Annotated in this window: 15 protein-coding genes; 9 read left to right on the forward strand and 6 right to left on the reverse strand. The window is 71.9% G+C overall.

From position 1 onward, the window contains the following. Positions 1-41: 41 nt before the first annotated feature. The 5 genes from AB5J53_RS05955 to AB5J53_RS05975 all read right to left on the reverse strand — a co-directional run bounded on the left by AB5J53_RS05955 (position 42) and on the right by AB5J53_RS05975 (position 5,385). Positions 42-1,112, reverse strand: coding sequence for an ABC transporter ATP-binding protein (locus tag AB5J53_RS05955; protein WP_369244550.1), 1,071 nt, complete (start codon positions 1,110-1,112; stop codon positions 42-44). Between the two features lie 4 nt (positions 1,113-1,116). Next, on the reverse strand, positions 1,117-1,992 hold the full coding sequence (locus AB5J53_RS05960; RefSeq protein WP_369244551.1) for an ABC transporter permease: 876 nt from the start codon (positions 1,990-1,992) through the stop codon (positions 1,117-1,119). Beyond that, the gene (locus tag AB5J53_RS05965) at positions 1,989-2,888 is read right to left on the reverse strand and encodes an ABC transporter permease (protein WP_369244552.1); all 900 of its coding nucleotides are present in this window, start codon (positions 2,886-2,888) and stop codon (positions 1,989-1,991) included. The genes AB5J53_RS05960 and AB5J53_RS05965 overlap by 4 nt, the downstream gene beginning before the upstream one ends. Before the next feature lies 1 nt (position 2,889). Beyond that, entirely contained in the window at positions 2,890-4,074 is a 1,185-nt protein-coding gene (locus tag AB5J53_RS05970; RefSeq protein ID WP_369244553.1) for a spermidine/putrescine ABC transporter substrate-binding protein, read from the reverse strand. A 126-nt stretch (positions 4,075-4,200) separates the two neighbouring features. Beyond that, on the reverse strand, positions 4,201-5,385 hold the full coding sequence (locus AB5J53_RS05975; protein WP_369244554.1) for an aromatic ring-hydroxylating dioxygenase subunit alpha: 1,185 nt from the start codon (positions 5,383-5,385) through the stop codon (positions 4,201-4,203). A 512-nt stretch (positions 5,386-5,897) separates the two neighbouring features. Here AB5J53_RS05975 and AB5J53_RS05980 point away from each other — a divergent pair. From AB5J53_RS05980 to AB5J53_RS06020, 9 genes are all read left to right on the forward strand, one after another. Beyond that, positions 5,898-6,311 carry a hypothetical protein gene (locus AB5J53_RS05980; protein WP_369244555.1) on the forward strand — a complete coding sequence of 138 codons (414 nt, stop codon included), beginning with the start codon at positions 5,898-5,900 and terminating at the stop codon, positions 6,309-6,311. Beyond that, positions 6,308-7,540: an NADH-ubiquinone oxidoreductase-F iron-sulfur binding region domain-containing protein gene (locus AB5J53_RS05985; RefSeq protein ID WP_369244556.1), complete on the forward strand. Its 1,233-nt coding sequence runs from the start codon at positions 6,308-6,310 to the stop codon at positions 7,538-7,540. Before AB5J53_RS05980 ends, AB5J53_RS05985 begins: the two co-directional genes overlap by 4 nt. 56 nt (positions 7,541-7,596) lie before the next feature. Then, entirely contained in the window at positions 7,597-7,788 is a 192-nt protein-coding gene (locus AB5J53_RS05990) for a ferredoxin (protein WP_369244557.1), read from the forward strand. 1 nt (position 7,789) lies between these two features. After that, complete coding sequence (locus tag AB5J53_RS05995) at positions 7,790-9,841, forward strand: acetate--CoA ligase family protein (RefSeq protein ID WP_369244558.1); 2,052 nt, start codon at positions 7,790-7,792, stop codon at positions 9,839-9,841. Between the two features lie 41 nt (positions 9,842-9,882). Then, positions 9,883-11,055 carry an acyl-CoA dehydrogenase family protein gene (locus AB5J53_RS06000; RefSeq protein WP_369244559.1) on the forward strand — a complete coding sequence of 391 codons (1,173 nt, stop codon included), beginning with the start codon at positions 9,883-9,885 and terminating at the stop codon, positions 11,053-11,055. Between the two features lie 41 nt (positions 11,056-11,096). Further along, positions 11,097-12,272: an acyl-CoA dehydrogenase family protein gene (locus tag AB5J53_RS06005; RefSeq protein ID WP_369244560.1), complete on the forward strand. Its 1,176-nt coding sequence runs from the start codon at positions 11,097-11,099 to the stop codon at positions 12,270-12,272. A 92-nt stretch (positions 12,273-12,364) separates the two neighbouring features. Next, entirely contained in the window at positions 12,365-13,267 is a 903-nt protein-coding gene (locus AB5J53_RS06010) for a 3-hydroxybutyryl-CoA dehydrogenase (protein WP_369244561.1), read from the forward strand. Between the two features lie 47 nt (positions 13,268-13,314). Beyond that, entirely contained in the window at positions 13,315-13,926 is a 612-nt protein-coding gene (locus AB5J53_RS06015; RefSeq protein ID WP_369244562.1) for a TetR/AcrR family transcriptional regulator, read from the forward strand. A 195-nt stretch (positions 13,927-14,121) separates the two neighbouring features. Beyond that, positions 14,122-15,516 (forward strand): MFS transporter, encoded by a 1,395-nt coding sequence (locus AB5J53_RS06020; RefSeq protein ID WP_369244563.1) that lies wholly within the window; start codon positions 14,122-14,124, stop codon positions 15,514-15,516. 54 nt (positions 15,517-15,570) lie between these two features. Here the strand turns inward: AB5J53_RS06020 and AB5J53_RS06025 are convergent, their stop codons facing one another. Then, positions 15,571-17,496: a helix-turn-helix domain-containing protein gene (locus tag AB5J53_RS06025; protein ID WP_369244564.1), complete on the reverse strand. Its 1,926-nt coding sequence runs from the start codon at positions 17,494-17,496 to the stop codon at positions 15,571-15,573. Between the last annotated feature and the right edge of the window lie 3 nt (positions 17,497-17,499).

Here is a 17,499-nt window from a genome sequence, read left to right on the forward strand (position 1 = left end):
CAGCTTCGGTTCCTTCGTTCCAGGACGGTCGAGGCGCGCGGTCAGGCCAGGACGAGGCAGTGCTCGGGCCGCCAGCCGAACTCCACCGTCTCGCCGCCGCTCCAGCGGTCCTCCATGCGGGCCCGGGCCGTGTTCTGCTCCAGCACCGACAACGTCACGCCGGGGGCCAGTTCGATGAGGTAGGTCGTGGTCGGGCCGCTGTAGACGGTCTCGCGGATCACGCCGCTGAGCACCGACATGCCCGCTTCGAAGTCGGACAGCCAGATCTTCTCGGGGCGCACGGACACGCTGACCGCGGCGCCGTCGGCGATGCCGGGCCGCCGGCCGACCGGGAGCCCGGGACCGTCGGCGAGGGCCACTTCGCCGTCGCGGTAGGTTCCGCTCATCAGGTTGGAGGTGCCCATGAAGGCGGCGACGAAGCGGCTGGTGGGGTGCTCGTAGACGTCCTCGGGGGTGCCGCACTGCTCGATACGGCCCTCGTTCATCACGGCGATCCGGTCGGACATGGCCAGCGCCTCGTCCTGGTCGTGGGTGACGAAGACGAAGGTGATGCCGACCTCACGCTGGATCTGCTTGAGCTCCACCTGCATCTGCCGGCGCAGCTTGAGGTCCAGGGCGGCCAGCGGCTCGTCGAGCAGCAGCACGGCGGGGCGGTTGACCAGGGCGCGGGCGAGGGCGACGCGCTGGCGCTGGCCACCGGAGAGGGTGCGGGGCCGCCGCCGGGCGAGCCCGGCGAGCTGGACCAGCTCCAGCATCTCGCCCACCCGTTGCCGGATCTCCGCCTTGGCCACGCCCTTGCGCTTGAGGCCGAAGGCGACGTTCTCCTCGATGCTGAGGTGGTCGAACAGGGCGTAGCTCTGAAAGACGGTGTTGACGTTGCGCTTGTTGGGCGGCAGCGCGGTCACGTCCTCGCCCGCGAGCACGACGGCACCCTCGGTCGGATCCGTGAACCCGCCGATCATGCGCAGCGAGGTGGTCTTGCCGCAGCCCGAGGGGCCCAGCAGGGAGAAGAACTGACCGGCGTCGATGTCGAGGCTCATGTCGTGGACGGCGTAGGAGTCGGCGAACTGCTTGGAGACGCCGTCGAGCCGGACTGCGTGGATCGCGTCCATGGATTCACTCCCCGGAGAGGATGTCGAGGCCGCCGCGCCGGCCGAACAGGCGCGGTATGAACAGGGCCAGGGCGATCAGGGCGATGGATCCGGCGAGCATCAGCGTGCCCACCGCGTTGATGGTGGGCTGTACCCCGAAGCGGATCGCGGAGTAGATGCGCACGGACAGCGGCTGGGGGTCGACGCCGGTGGTGAAGTACGCGAGAACGAAGTCGTCGAAGACGAGCGCGAAGATCAGTACGGCGCTGGCGAGTACGGCGGGCAGCAGGGCCGGCAGGGTGACCAGGCGCACCGCCTGCCAGCGGGTCGCGCCGAGATCCATCGCGGCCTCCTCCACCTCGGGATTGAGGGCCGCGACCCGGGAGCGCAGGATGACGGTGACGTAGGAGATGGAGAAGGTGATCTCCGAGAGCATCACCGTGCCGGTGGACAGCGTCACGCCCAGGCCCTTGAACAGCAGCATCGACGCGACGCCGGTGACGATCTCCGGGGTGATCAGCGGCACCAGCATGATGAGTCCGGCCAGTGAGCCGAGCCGGGTGCGGCTGCGCACCAGGCCGAGCGCGAGGGCCACGCCCAGCACGACGGAACCCGCCATTGCCACCAGGGAGATCCGCAGGCTGGTGCCCAGCGAGGAGATCAGTACGTCGTCGTGGAGGAACGCGCGGTACCAGCGCAGGCTGAAGCCGTCGAAGACGGTCAGGGATTTCCTGGCGTTGAAGGAGAACAGCGTCACGACGGCGATGGGCAGGTACAGCAGGGCGAAGAACAGGGCGGTGACGGCGATGAGGATCCGTGGTCGGCGCTCGGCGCGGCCGCGCCGGGTCCGGGGCCGGGGCCGGGCTGATGCGGCGGCGGAGGGGAGACGGAGCAGGGTCATCGGCGTGCCTCCGCTTCGTCCTTGCGGGTGCGCCGCAGGTAGCCGATCATGCCGAGCAGCAGGACGAGCATCAGCAGCATGGTGAGCGCGGAGCCGAGCGGCCAGTTCTGTCCCTGGAAGAATTTGTCCTGGATGAGGTTTCCGATCATGATCTGGTCCGGGCCTCCCATGAGCTGTGCGCTGACGAAGTCGCCCATGGCGGGCAGGAAGACCAGGACGAGCCCGGCCGTCGCGCCCTGCCGGGTGGCGGGCAGCGTGACGAAGAAGAAGGTGCGCACGGGGCCGCCGTACAGGTCGCGGCCGGCCTCGATGAGGGAGACGTCCAGCCGTTCCAGGGCGGCGTACAGCGGGATGATCATGAAGACAACGAATCCGTAGACGAGCCCGGCGACCACGCCGAAGCCGGTGTTGAGGATCTTCGTGCCGCCGTCGGCCAGGCCGAGGGTGCGCAGCGCGCGCAGGAGGGGTCCGTCGTCGGACAGGACGACCGACCAGCCGTACATGCGTACCAGGTAGTTGGCGAAGAACGGCACCACGATCGCGGCGATCATCGCGTGCTTGTAGCGGCCGCCGTGCAGGGCGATGGTGTACGCCACCGGGTAGGCGATCAGCAGGCAGATGACGCAGGTCAGCAGGGCGTAGCCGAGGGAGCGCGCGAGGACCTCGGTGTAGGCGGGGTCGGCGAGGGCGCGGATGCTGCCCAGGTCGAAGCCGAAGCGGGGGTTGCCGAGTTCGTCGGTGGTGCCGACGGCGAGGACGGAGACCAGCAGCAGGGCGGCGATGAGGAAACCGGTCATCCACAGCGTGCCGGGGAGCATGAACCAGGTCCACATACGGGTGCCGGCGGCGCCGGAGCCGCGGCGGCGGGTACGCAGGGGGCGACGGAGCAGCGTCATCTCAGCCCGCCTTCACATGGGTCCACGCGGTGTCGCGGGCGTCCTCCGCGGCGCGGCTGCCGTTGCGGAAGAACAGGTCCGCCTTGAGGTCGTCCTCGCTGACGACGCACTCGGGGAAGGGTTCGACCAGCGCGGCGTAGATCTTCTCGGAGCCGGCCACCGGCATCGGGTAGCCGATGTACTCGATGTTCTTCTTCACGTTCTCCGGCCGGAGCATGTAGTCGATGAACAGCAGCGCGGTGCCGGGGTGGGGCGCGTTCCAGGGGACGGCGTAGCAGTCGGAGTTGATGGGTGTGCCCTCTTTCGGAGCCGCGAAGCCGAAGACGGAGGGGTCCTTGGCCTGGTTGAGCATGGCGGCCATGTCGCCGCTCCAGGCCTGGGTCATGAGTGCGTTGCCGTTGAGGAGGTTGTTGTAGCTGTCGCTGGAGAATCCGCGCAGTCGCGGCCGCAGGCTCTCCAGCAGCGCGGTGATGCGGTTCAGGTCACCGGTGTTGCCGGTGCTGACGTCCAGGCCGAGTTCGAGGGCGCCCATGCCGAGCACCTCGTCCCGGTCGTCCAGCAAGAAGACCCTGCCCTTGGCCCTGTCGTTCCACAGGTCTTTCCAGGACCCGGTCAGGTCGCCGATACGATCGCGGCGCCAGCCGATGCCGGTCTTGTAGACGGTGAAGGGGACGGTGTGCGCGGAGCCGGGGTCGTACCAGGGGTCGGTGAAGTAGGTGTGCTTGCCGAACACGGCCTGGGAGTTGGCGAGTTGGGTGTGGTCGATCCGGCGTAGCCGACCGCCGCGGGCCAGGCGCTGGGCCCACTTGGCGGTGGGGAAGATGATGTCGTAGCGGTTGCCCGCGTTGAGCTTGGCGACCATGCCTTCCATCGAGTCGAAGTTCGACTGGATGACCTTGACGCCGTACTCGTTCTCGAAGCCCTTGAAGACCGAAGGGTCCACGAAGTCGGCCCAGTTGAAGTAGACGAGGTCGCCGTCGACGCGTGCCCTGACCGGGGCCAGGTCCTTCTCGTCGGGGGTTTTGGCGGGCATGAACCCGCAGCCGCCGGCTGCGGCGCCGAGCAGACCGCAGGCGCCCGCCCGCAGTACGGCACGCCGGGACGGTGGAGGTACCTCGGGGGACATGAACGTCCTCTCCGTCGAGGAACGGCACAACTCCAGGGCGGGACCGGCTGGTCGGCTCACGGAGGCCCTGACTCCGTAGTGAAGACCGGTCTGGGGAGGGTGCGAACGTGCGTCAGCGGGGGCCGGGTAAGCCGGACGGGAGGAGTACGAGGCGCAGGTGCGGCCCGGCCGCCGGGCGGCGGGGCGTCACCGGCTCTCCCCCTCCAGGTCGTCCCGGACCCGGCGGGCGAACCAGCCGACGGCGGCCTCACGGCGCGAGAGCGGGCCTGGCTCGAACCCGGGGGTGGACAGGCCGGCCTGCACGCGTTCGACCAGTTCCGCGTCCTCGTCGTTGGTGACCCAGCCGATGTGGATGTTCAGTCGCCGGGCCAGCCTGGTGCGGGCGCTCTCCCCGTGCCGGGTGTAGAAGGCGCCGGGGATCGCCGCCCGGTCCTGGGCGGTGGGAAGGGCGGTCCACGCGAGCACGTGGTCAGGGTAGAAGTCGATGAGCGTGTTGGGGTAGATCACGGCGTAGCGCCATACCCGCCGGTCGGCCTCGGTCAGTCCCGGCATCTGAGTGGCCAGCCGCTGGTAGAGCCGCTCGGTCCAGTTCGAGGAGGGCTTGTCGCGCAGCGGCGACTCGAAGAGGACGTAGTTCTCCTGTACGTCCACCGTGTACGCCTGGTAGTCGAGCAGGCGCATGAGCGCGGGGTGGGCGACGGGGACGTGGTAGCCCTCGAGGTAGTTGTCGACGATCACCTTCCAGTTGGCGTGCTGCTCCTCGCCGCCCTCGGTGTCGTGGATGCGATGCCTGCCGATGGGTACGAGGTCGGCTCCGGCGTAGTGGCCGACGGCCTCCGCGAGCCCGGCGCAGCTCTCCGCGAGCGGGAGCGCCTCGAGGTGGAGGTTGACGAAGACGAAACCGAGGAAGGACTCGACGTTGACCGGGTACAGGCCGAGCCGGGGCTTGTCCAGGCAGGGGATCCGGCGCGCCTCGGGGGCGCCGACGAGCCGTCCGTCCAGCTTGTACGTCCAACCGTGGTACGGGCAGCGGATCGCCTTGCCGGACGGTTCCGGGTCGGTGACCAGGCGGGTGCCGCGGTGGCGGCAGACGTTGAGGTGGGCGGCGAGAGTCCCGTCCTCGGTGCGGACGACCAGGACCTCCCGGCCGGCCGCGGTGGCGGCGAGGCGGGCTCCGGGTCCGGGGAGGTCGGACTCGTGGCAGACGAGCTGCCATGACTTGGCGAAGATGCGCTCGGTCTCGGCCGCGGCGACGGCCGGATCCGTGTAGTAACGCGCGGGCAGTGCTTCCCCGGGGTGGTCCGGGGGCGGGGCGGGCCTGCCGGGCGGAGCCGGGGAGGCGGCGGGTGCCCGGGTGGTCGAGGACTGCATGGGTTCCTCCTCCGCGCCGCGGCGGCGGCGATGGGCGGTGAGGCAGAGCGGGGATCGGGGGCCGATGCGGCTCCGGCGCTGCGCGATCCCGGCTGACTAATTGGTTAGTCAGACTGGGACCGGCGCAGGTCAATGTCAAGACTTGTGGGCTGACTAATTAGTTAGTTAGTCTCGTTGCAGGCGGACCACCACAGGCCCGTACCGCTCCGTGGTCCGCACCGCAGGCTCGCGGACCACGGAGCGGTACGGCTCGCGCAACGCGAACCGCATGGCCTGTTCACCCTCGGTCCGCACACCACAGGGACCCCGGGCTCCGCACGGCCCGCGCAACCGGATCCCGCCCACTACCGACCGGATCCGGCCCACTACGTCGACGCGATACACGGCCCCCTCGGCCGGTACCTCGCACGGCTCCCCGCCCGCTCGCCCAGGGCACCGGAGCATCCCCCGTCCACGCCATCGCTGCGCCCCCCGTTCCGTACGGCCGGAACGGTCAGACCCCGGAGGCACGCATGAGCGCTCACCGCAGTCTGGTCTGGCTCGGCCTCACCCCCGAGCCCGAACGTGAGCTGCCCGCCGCCGTGGCCGCCCTACGGGCCCCCACGGCGGGCCGCACACCGCCGGCCCTCGTCACCGCCGAGCGGCACCGCGTGGAACGGCTCGTCCTGCGTGGCACCCAGCGCAGCTGGCTGCGTTACCTCGGTGAGGTCACGGCGCTGGTGGTCGACGCCGCCGAAGGGCCCGGGACCACCGACCCGGCCGCGGCGCTCGTGGCCGGCGAGGTCGTCCTGGACCACCACCGCATGCTCATCGGCCTGCCGGGCCCCGGGTACGAACGCGCCGCTCCACAGCGCCGGGCCCTGGAGCGCGCGGTGGTGAGCCTGAAGTCCCGTTCCTGTCACGGCGAACCCGGGAGTACCGCATGACCGGCATCCTTTCGTTCCTCCCCGACGGACAGCCCGGCCTGCTCACCGTCCCGCCCGGCGGCGAGGATCTCGCCCACTACCTCGCGGCCGGCGGCTATGCGCCCGTGCCCGCGCCCGGCACGTTGCTCGGCCGGGTGGCCGTGACGGAACTGCGCGGCCGCGGCGGCGCCGGCTTCCCCACCGCCGTCAAGCTCCGCGCCGTCCGCGACGCCCCCGGCCGGCCCGTCGTCGTCGCCAACGGCGAGGAGGGCGAGCCGGGCTCCGTCAAGGACCGCTGGCTGCTGCGGCACCGCCCCCACCTGGTGCTGGACGGCGTACGGCTGGCGGCGGCGATGACCGGAGCGGGACGCGGCTGTGTCTATGTGTCGGACGTCCGCGCCGAGCAGGCCGTCCGCCGGGCCCTCGCCGAGCGGACTCCCGACCTCCGCGTGGATGTCGTACGCACCGATCACACGTACGTGGCAGGGGAAGAGACCGCGGTCGTACGCCGTATCGACGGCGGCCCTGCGCTGCCCACGGCCAAACCGCCGCGCCCCTTCGAAAGCGGGGTGGGGGGCGCGCCCACTCTGGTCGCCAACGTGGAGACCCTGGCCCGCATCGCCGTGCTGCACTCCCGCCCCGACGCCGCGGCCGCGATCGCCGACACCCACCTCGTCACCCTCTCGGGGACGGCGGGCGAGCCGGCACTGGTCGAGGCGCCCGCGGGCACGTATCTGAAGACTCTCGCCGATCTGTGCGGCCATGGCAGGGCCGAAGCGGTCCTGCTGGGCGGGCTGTTCGGCGGGCTGCACGGGGCGGGCTGGACGGACCTCCGGCTCGACCACGACGGGCTGGCCGCGGCGGGCGGCGCGCTCGGCTGCGGAGCCCTGTACTTCCTGCACCCCCAGGACTGCCCGGTGGCCGTGGCCGCCGGCGCGGCCGGGTACCTCGCCGCCCAGAGTGCCCGGCAGTGCGGGGTGTGCGTCTCGGGCACCGGGGCGCTGGCCGGGACGCTCGCGGCGGTGGCGCGCGGCGAGGCCGGCGACGACGGCACCGCCAAGCTGCTCCGCTGGTCGCGGCAACTGCCCGGCCGCGGTGCCTGCGGACTCCTCGACGCCGCGGCGCGCATCGCCGCCACCCTCATCGCGCACTTCCCGGACCGGGTCGAGGGCCACCGGGACACCGCCTGCCCCGCCTGCGGCGACGCGGCACCGCACGACGGACGCCGCTTCGCGGTGGCCGTCCCCTGACCTCCACGTGAAACCCGCACCCACATCCGTCACCGGGTCGTCGAAAGGACCACGTCATGAAACTCCTGCTGGACCCCACCCGCTGCCAGGGCTACGGCCTGTGCCAGGAACCCGCGCCCGAGCTCGTCGACCTCGACGAGTGGGGCTACGCCCAGCCGCGCGGGACCACGGTCCCCGACGGCGGCGCGGAAGCGGCCGCCGCGGCCGTCGCCGCCTGCCCCAACTCCGCCCTGCGGCTGGTGAAGTGACATGGGACGCGACCTGTCGGCGCTCTTCGACCCCGTCTCCGTGGCCGTCGTGGGCGCGAGCGACGATCCCGCCAAGTACGGCCACGCCATCGCCGCCCAGGCCGTCCGGGCGAACGGTCGCCGCCCCGTCCACCTGGTCAACCGGCGCGGCGGGACGGTCCTCGGGCGCACCGCCACACCCAGCCTCCGGGCGATCGGCGAGCCCGTCGACCTGGCGGTCGTCTCGGTGCCCGCGGCCGGCTTCGAGGCAGCGGTCGACGAAGCCCTGGAGTGCGGGGCACGCGCGATCGTCGCCATCACCGCCGGGTTCGCGGAGACCGGAGCCGCCGGACGGGCACGCCAACACGCCGTCGCGGAACGCGTGCGCGCCGCCGGCGCCGTGATGGTCGGCCCCAACTGCCTGGGCCTCGCGGACAACACCACCGACCTCTTCCTGGCCTCGGACACCTTCACGCCGGGCGGCGTGGCCCTGCTCAGCCAGAGCGGGAACCTCGCCCTCGAACTGCAGCTCCGGTTCCACCCGCACGGCCTGGGCTTCTCCCGCTTCGTCTCCCTCGGCAACCAGGCCGACGTCACCCTCGTCGACCTGCTCGCCGACTGCGCCCGGCACGAGGGCACCCGGGCCATCGCGGTCTACGCCGAGGACTTCGCCGACGGACGCGCCTTCGCCGAAGCCGCCTCGGTCGCCGGGAAGCCGGTGGTCCTGCTCACCGCCGGACGCGGCGACGCCTCCGCGCGCAGCGCCCAGTCGCACACCGGCGCTCTGACCACGTCCGCCGACGTCGTCGCCGCCGCGTGCCGCGACGCCGGGGTCGAACTCGTCGCCACGCCACGCGAACTCACCGTCGTCCTCGCGTCGTTGGCGGGCGGACGCCGGGCCGCCGGCCGCCGGGTCGCCGTGCTCACCGACGGCGGCGGTCACGGAGTCATCGCCGCCGACGCCGTCGAGGCGGCCGGGCTGGCCGTGCCCGAACTCGAGCCGCCGACCCAGCTGCTCCTGCGGGAGGCACTGTGGGAGCAGTCGGCCGTCGGCAACCCGGTGGACCTGGCGGGCATGGGCGAGCAGGCCCCCGGCTCGTACGCCGAGACCGTCGCCGCGCTGCTGGCGGCCGAGGAGACGGACGCCGTGCTGATGACCGGCTACTTCGGTGGCTACGCGGCGGCGGGCGGGCTCGGCGGGGGCGGGGCCACGCTGGCGGAAGGAGAGCAGGAGGCCGCCCGTCTCATCGCCGCCCACCACCGAGTCACCGCCAAGCCACTGGTGGTCCAGTCGATGTACCCGCACTCCCCCAGTTGCCGCATCCTCATCTCGGCCGGCATCCCCGTGTTCGGCGCGACCGAGGACGCGGCGCGCGCACTCGCCGCGACGGCGCCGACCGCCTACGACATCGGTCTCACGCCCCTCCCGCGCGCCGCCGGGCCGCTGCGGGAGTCCGGCTACCTCGAGACCCGCCGGGCGCTCGAAGCCGCCGGGCTCCCCTTCCCCGCCGCGCGCGAAGTCCGCGACGAAGGCGAACTGCTCGCGGCCACACGCGAGTTCGCCGGCCCCTACGTACTCAAGGCCCTGCACCTGCTGCACAAGTCGGACGCCGGTGGTGTGGCGCTGGGCCTGGCCGACCCCGACGAACTGCTCGCCGCCTTCCGCGAGATGAACGCACGGCTGGGCGCGCCCGCCTACTCGGTGGAGGCCATGGCGGACCTCTCCGACGGAGTCGAGCTGATCGTCGGCGTCGACCGCGACCCGCGCTTCGGGCCGGTCGCCATGGTGGGCCTGGGCGGAGTACTGGCCGAGCCGCTGCGCGACGTCATGTTCACCCTGGCTCCCGTGCCGGCCGACCGTGCCCTGCGGCTGCTGCGGGAGTTGCGCACCGCCGCCCTGCTGGACGGCGTACGCGGCCGGCCGGCCGTCGACGTGACCGCGGCGGCCAGGGCGATCGAGACCGTCACCGCGTTCGCCGCCGCCCACCCCGAGATCGCCGAACTCGAGGTCAACCCCCTGCTCGTGCGACCCACCGGAGTCCTCGCCCTGGACTCCCGCGCCGTACTGGCCTGACACCCGCCCCACCCGCCGTCCCCGTACCGAAGAGGTCCCCCATGGACATGCGCTACACCCCTGAACAGGCCCGCCTGAAGCGGCGCGCGGCCGACTACGCCCGGCTGCTCATGCGTTACGAGGAACAAGCCGAGGAGGCCGGCGGCCCCCTCCCGCAGGAGACCGTCGCCGAACTGACGCGTGCCGCGATGGACGCGGGCGTCTACGCCATCAACATGCCCGCCGAGTGGGGCGGCGCCGGGCTCAGTCTGCTCGACCAGGTCATCGTCGAGGAGGAGTTCGGCAAGGTCACCAACTGCCTGTGGGACATCCCCTGGCGGCCCGCCAACGTCCTGGCCCAGGGCGACGAGCGTCAGCGCGAGAAGTATCTGCTGCCCGTCATCCGCGGCGAGAGGTTCGACGCGTTCGCCGTCACCGAGCCGGGCGCCGGGTCCGACCCCGCCTCCGGCACGTCGACCGCCACCCGGACCGACGGCGGCTGGCTGCTCAACGGCGAGAAATGGTTCGTCACCTGCGGCGACATCGCCGACTTCCTGCTCGTCCAGGCGGACGCCGGGCCCGAGCGGCTGCCCACGCTGTTCTTCGTCGACAGAGCCGCCCCGGGCGTGGCGATGACACGGGTGCCCCGCTTCATGCACTCCGCGGTCAACGGGCACCCCGAGTTCACCTTCACCGATGTCTTCGTCGCCGACCAGGACGTGCTCGGCGGCGTCGGCAACGGCTACGAGCTCACCAAGCAATGGTTCACCGACGAGCGCCTCATGATCGCGGCCCGCACGGTGGGCGCCGCCGAGCGCGCCCTTCAGCTCGCCCGCGACTGGGCCGTGGAACGCCAGCAGTTCGGCGCCCCCATCGCCTCGTACCAGCTGATCCAGGGCATGCTCGCCGACTGCGCCGTCGACATCGCGGTCAACCGCGCCTACACCCACCAGGTCGCGTGGGAGGCCGACCAGCCGCACACCGACCGCAAGACCCTGCACGCCAAGGCCTCCACCGCCAAGCTCGCCGCCAGCGAGGCGGCGGGGCGGGTCGCCGACCGGTGCCTGCAGATCTTCGGCGGCCGCGGCTACGACCGCACCTGTCCAGTCGAGCGCATGTACCGCGAACTGCGCGTCGACCGGATCTGGGAGGGCACCTCCGAGATCCAGCGACTGATCATCGCCAACGAGCTCGTCAAACGCGGCACCCGCGCCCTGGCGCTGCCGACCCCGTGACCCCCGCGCCACCCACACATCACCGAGCAGCGAGGACTTCCATGGACTTCCGCCTCACCCCGCGCCAGGTCCGGCTCAAGGCCGACGCGCGTGCCCTCACCGACTTCATCACCCCCTACGAGCTCCCGTGCGAGGAGGGCAACGGCCTGCCCGAGAGCGCGCACGCCAAGATCCGCGACGCGGTGCTCGACGCCGGGCTGCAGGCCGTCAACATGCCCGCCGAGTGGGGCGGCGCCGGCCTCACCATCGCCGAACAGGTCACCGTGCAGGAGGAGTTGGGACGGCTCACCGGCGCCCTGTGGGACATGGTCTGGCGGCCGGCCAACGCGCTGCGCCACTGCACGCCCGAGCAGCGCGAGCGCTTCCTGATCCCGGTGATCAGGGGCGAGCGCCGGGACTGCTACGCGGTGACCGAGCCGGGCGCCGGCTCGGACCCGCGGAACCTGGCCACCACGGCGACGAAGAACGACCGCGGCTGGGTCCTGAACGGCGAGAAGTGGTTCGTGACCGTCGGCGACCACGCCGACTTCATGATCGTCCTCGCCGCGGCGGGAGCGAACCGCGCGCCGACGCTGTTCCTCGTCGACAAGGACGCACCCGGCATCGAGATGACGCGCGTACCGCGCTTCATGCACACCTTCGTCTACGAGCACCCCGAGTTCACCTTCACCGATGTGCAGGTCGGCGAGGACGCCGTGCTCGGCGGCATCGGCGAGGGCCACGACATCACGCGCTCGTGGTTCACCGAGGAGCGCCTGATGATCGCGGCGCGCACCATCGGGGCGGCGGAGCGGGCCCTGGAACTGTCCCGGGACTGGGCCGTGGAACGCGAACAGTTCGGGGCGCCCATCGCCACCTACCAACTGGTGCAGGGCATGCTCGCCGACTGCGCCGTGGACATCGCGGTCAACCGCGCCTACACCCACCAGGTGGCGTGGGAGGTGGACCAGGCCTCGCCCGAGGACCGCAAGACCGTGCATGCCAAGGCATCCATCGCCAAGCTCGCCGCCAGCGAGGCCTCGGGCCGGGTGATCGACCGCTGTCTCCAGATCCACGGCGGCCGGGGCTACGACCGGTCGTACGCCGTTGAGCGGCTCTACCGCGAGCTGCGGGTGGACCGCATCTGGGAGGGCACCTCCGAGATCCAGCGACTGATCATCGCCAACGAGCTCGTCAAGCGGGGGTCGGGGGTCCTGGACCTGCCCGTCACCCGGTGACGGTGCCGGGGCCTGCGCGGCCCCGGTCCAGCCCGTCCCGTAGCAGGCCGCTGCCCGGGGCGCGGACGGATCCGAGACGAAGAGGAGAACCAATGGGCGCCATCGGGCGGCTCGGAGTAGTGGGCTGCGGTCTCATGGGCGCGGGCATCGCCGAGGTCGGCGCGCGGGCCGGAGTGCCGGTGACGGTCGTGGAGCGCGACGCGGGGGCGGCGCGGGCGGGCCGCGGGCGCATCGTCCGCTCGCTGGACCGGGCCGTCGCGCACGGCAGGCTCACGGCCGAACGGCGTGCGGCGGCCCTGGGCCTGATCACGGTGGTCGAACAGATCGAGGCCCTGCACGACTGTGACCTGGTCATCGAGGCCGTCGCGGAGGACGTGCGGGTCAAACTCGACCTGTTCAAACGGCTGGACTGCGTGGTCAGCGCGCCGGAGGCCATCCTCGCCACCAACACCTCCTCGATCCCGGTCATCCGGCTGGCCGCCGCGACCTCGCGGCCCGGCCAGGTCGTCGGCGTGCACTTTTTCAACCCGGTTCCGGTGCTGCGGCTGGTCGAGGTCGTGCCGTCACTGCTGACGTCGGCGGACACCACGGCACGCGCCGGCGCCTTCGTCGTCGGCGTGCTCGGCAAAGAGGTCGTGCATGCCCAGGACCGGGCCGGCTTCGTCGTGAACGCGCTGCTCGTGCCCTATCTGCTGGCCGCGGTCCGCATGGTGGAGTCGGGCGCCGCGACCGTGGAGGACATCGATCGCGGCATGGTCCTGGGCTGCGCCCACCCGCTCGGTCCGCTCGCTCTGACCGACCTGATCGGCCTGGACACCACGCGGGCCATCGCCGAGTCTCTGTACGCCGAGTTCAGGGAGCCGCTGTACTCCCCGCCGCCCCTGCTGTCCCGCATGGTGGAGGCGGGCCTGCTCGGCCGGAAGTCCGGCCGGGGCTTCTACCCTTACCCGGAACGGGGACCGAGCGAGGCGGCGGCACCGGTGACCCGGCAGTGAGAGAAAATGGTGGCGGCGTACAGCCGCCGGACGAGGGGAGTCGCAGGGTGTCAACCAAGGTGCGCACGGCGGACACGCGCGAGCGCATCCTGACCGCCGCGTGCGAGGTCATCGCCGAGACCGGTTTCGAGAAGATCCGGATGCGGATGGTCGCCGAGCGGGCCGGGGTGTCGACGGCGCTGCTGCACTACCACTTCGACACACGCGAAAAGCTCTTCACCGAGGCGATGACCCATTCCTTCGCCAACACGGCCGTCGACGTGGGGCGCGACGCGGAGTCCGTGCCGGCCGCCGTCACCCTCGCCCGCATTCTCCGCAGCCTGCTGCCGACGGACCCCCAACTGCACCAGGACTGGCGGCTGTGGCAGGAGCTGTGGGTACGAGCGCTGCGCGACGAGACGACACGGCAGTTCGCGGTGGACCTGTACGCCCAACTCCACGAGTGGGTGGCCGACGCGGTGCGGCGCGGCATCGCGTCCGGTGAGTTCACCCCGACCGACGTGGACGAACTCAGTACGCTCCTCCTCTCCCTGAGCGACGGCTACGGAATCCGGCTGATGCTGCGCGATCCCACCGTCACCCTGGAGACGGCCCTCACGGCCATCTGGCGCCACTGCTCCGCCGCGCTCGGCCTGCCCGACACGATCCCGGAGGCCTGAACCCACGCGGGCGGACGTCCGCCCGTCATGCCCTGTTCCGGTACGGCTCCGGAGAGCGCCCGAACGGAGGCATGGGGGCTGCACGCACACCCCGCCCTTGAACTATGTTGTCCCAGCACATGTGCGCCTGACCTGTGTCTTCCTACGGTGTGCCGACACGTACCCGTCCCCACCGACCACGAGGAAGTGGCGCACATGGCCTCCGCAGCAACCGCTCCCCCACCACCCGCCAGCCTCAAGCGCATCGTCGTCGCGAGCCTCATCGGCACCACCATCGAGTGGTACGACTTCTTCCTCTACGGCTCCGCCGCTGCCCTCGTCTTCAACAAACTGTTCTTCCCGGACTACGACCCGCTCGTCGGCACGCTGCTGTCGTTCCTGACGTACGCGGTGGGCTTCGCGGCCCGGCCACTGGGTGCGCTCGTCTTCGGGCACTACGGAGACCGGCTCGGCCGCAAGAAGCTGCTGGTGCTGAGCCTGCTGCTGATGGGTGGGGCGACGTTCGCGATCGGCCTGCTCCCCTCGTACGCGACCATCGGCGTGGCCGCCCCTGTACTGCTCACCGTGCTGCGTCTGGTGCAGGGCTTCGCGCTGGGTGGCGAGTGGGGCGGCGCCGTCCTCCTGGTGTCCGAGCACGGCGACGCCAAGCGGCGCGGGTTCTGGGCCTCGTGGCCGCAGACCGGGGCGCCCGCGGGGCAGCTCCTGGCGACCGGAGTGCTCTCGCTGCTGACGGCCACGCTGTCGGACGACGCTTTCGGCTCCTGGGGCTGGCGCATCCCGTTCCTGCTCTCCGGCGTCCTGGTGATCGTCGGTTTGTGGATACGTCTGTCTGTCGATGAATCGCCCGTGTTCAAGCAGGCGTTGGCGCAGGCCAAGGCTCGCGCGGCGACACGGGACGGGCAGGCCGCGGAGGCCGAGAAGCTGCCACTGGTCTCCGTGCTGCGCCACCACTGGCGTGATGTGCTCGTCGCGATGGGCGCCCGCATGGCGGAGAACATCAGCTACTACGTGATCACCGCCTTCATCCTCGTGTACGCCACCACGTCGGCCGGCGTCTCCAAGCAGACGGCGCTCAACGCGGTGCTCATCGCGTCCGCCGTGCACTTCGCCGTCATTCCGGCCTGGGGCGCGCTCTCGGACCGGATCGGCCGCCGGCCCGTCTATCTGCTGGGCGCCGCCGGAGTCGGCCTGTGGATGTTCCCGTTCTTCTCCCTCATCGACACCGGCGGCTTCGGGAACATGGTGCTCGCCGTCACCGTCGGCCTGGTCCTGCACGGCGCGATGTACGCACCCCAAGCCGCCTTCTTCTCCGAGATGTTCGCGACCCGGATGCGCTACTCGGGTGCCTCCATCGGCGCCCAGTTCGCCTCGGTCGCGGCGGGCGCACCCGCACCGCTCATCGCGACCGCCCTGCTGTCCGACTACGGCAGCTCCACACCGATCGCCCTGTACGTGATCGCGGCGGCCGTCCTGACACTGATCGCGGTGGGAGCCGCCAAGGAGACACGCCACCGCGACCTGGCCGAGGTCGAGACCCCGACCGACGACCGGCCGGCGACGGCCCCGACGGCGGACGCGCGCACTGCCTGACCTCCTGATCCCCACCTCGTCCTGGCCCCCGTACGCGGATGACGCGTGCGGGGGTCAGTGCGGTGCGGCCGACGACAACCGATGCAGCCGCAGGGCGAGTTGGATCTCCAGCGCACGGGCCGGACTCTGCCAGTCGTCCCCGAGCAGCCGTCCCACCCGCTCCAGCCGCTGCGCGACCGTGTTCACATGCACATGCAGATCGTCCTTCGTGCGCGCCGGGCTCATGCCGCAGGCGAAGTACGCGTCGAGGGTGCGCAGCAGATCGGTGCCGCGCCGTTCGTCGTATGCCACGACCCCGCCGATGGTGCGGTCGACGAAGCCGGAGATGTCCCGGTCCCCGGCGAGCAGCAGCCCCAGGAACCCGAAGTCCTCCGCGGCTGCACCGTCTCCGGCGCGGCCGAGCAGACGCAGGGCGTCCAGGCAGCGCTGTCCCTCCGCATACGCGGCGGCCACCGCGTCCGGGCGGGCGGCGAGCTGCTCGACGGGCGCGGAGGCACCGACGGTGACCCCCTCGTGCACCGCGGTGCCGAGGTGCTTGGCCGTACGGCGGGCCAGGGTCGTCGCGGTGTCGCCGGGCGCGAGGGGGAGCAGCAGGACCGTACCGCCGTCGCGGGCGGCGGCCAGCCCGTGCCTCGTGGTGGCGAGATGGGAGGCGGCGGACCACAGCCGTCTGCGGGCGGCGGACTCCTGGCCGGCGTCGGCGGCCGTGGCGTCGAGCCGGGCGGCCAGCACCACATGGGGGCCATCGAGGTCCGCGTGCAGGCGGGCGGCCCGCTCACGCAGCAGGCGTGGATCGCGGTCGCGGGCGTCCAGCAGGTCGTCCAGCAGCTCGCCGCGGACGCGCTGTTCGGCCTCGGAGGCCGAGCGTCTGGCGAGCAGGAGCAGTGACGTGACCATCGCGGCCCGTTCCAGGGTGCGCTGGTCGACGGGGTCGAGGCCCGGATGCCCGCGCAGCACCAGCGCGCCGAGCAGCTCGCCTCCGGCGGCCACGGCGGCGACCCAGTCGTCCCCGTGCCGCACGGCGTGGCCCTCGGTGCGGGATGCCTCCACAGCAGCCGTCGACGCGCCGCCCGATTCGGCGAACTCGACGGTCCCGTCGAGGACTTCGGAGACGGCGGCGGCCACGTCGTGCACGCCGCCGCCGCGCAGCACGAGCTCGGCGAGCCGGTCGTGGACGTCCGACGCACGCTCGATCACCCCGCTGCGGTCCTGGATGATTTCATTGGCGCGGCCCAGCCGGTCGAGGGCCGAGCGGGTCTCCGCGAGCCAGTTCGCCGTGTCGATGGCCGCCGCGGCCAGGGCCGCGAACGAGCCGAGGAGGGCGATCTGCTCCCGCTCGAAGACCCGCGCGCGGCGGTCCGCCGCGAACAGCACCCCGATGACCTGGGGCCCGATCATCAGCGGCACGCCGAGAATCGCGACGAGCCCTTCGTCCCGTACGCCCGCGTCGATGGTGTGGGTGTGCTGGAAACGCTCGTCCTCGAAGTAGTCGTCGGTGACATAGGGGCGGGCGGTCTGTGCGACGAGTCCGCCCAGCCCCTCCCCCATGCCGAGCCGCAGCTGCTGGAAGCGCGCGGCGACCGAGCCCTCGGTGACCCTCATATACGTGTCGCCCCTGGCCTCGTCGTTCAGGCTGAGATACGCGATGTCCGTGCCGAGCAGTGACCGGGCCCGCTGCACGATCGCCTGCAGTACGGCGTCGAGGTCCCGCAGGCCTGCCAGGTCGTGCGCGGTCTCGAACAGCGCGGAGAGCTCGGCCTCACGACGGCGCCGTCCCTCTATCTCCGAGCGCACACGCAGGGCGAGCAGCTTGGCCTGTTCGAGCGCTGCGATGCGCTCGGGCGGCCGGCCCTCGGCGCGGGCGAGCAGCACCGGCTGCTCGTACGCGTCGGCGGACGCGCCTCTGGCCAGGAGTTCCAGAAACGGCGCCTCGGCGCTGTCGGCCGAGCGCTCGGCGGATTGCACGTGATCGCGGGACATGCT

It is taken from the genome of Streptomyces sp. R41 (assembly GCF_041053055.1).
Lineage (GTDB): Bacteria > Actinomycetota > Actinomycetes > Streptomycetales > Streptomycetaceae > Streptomyces.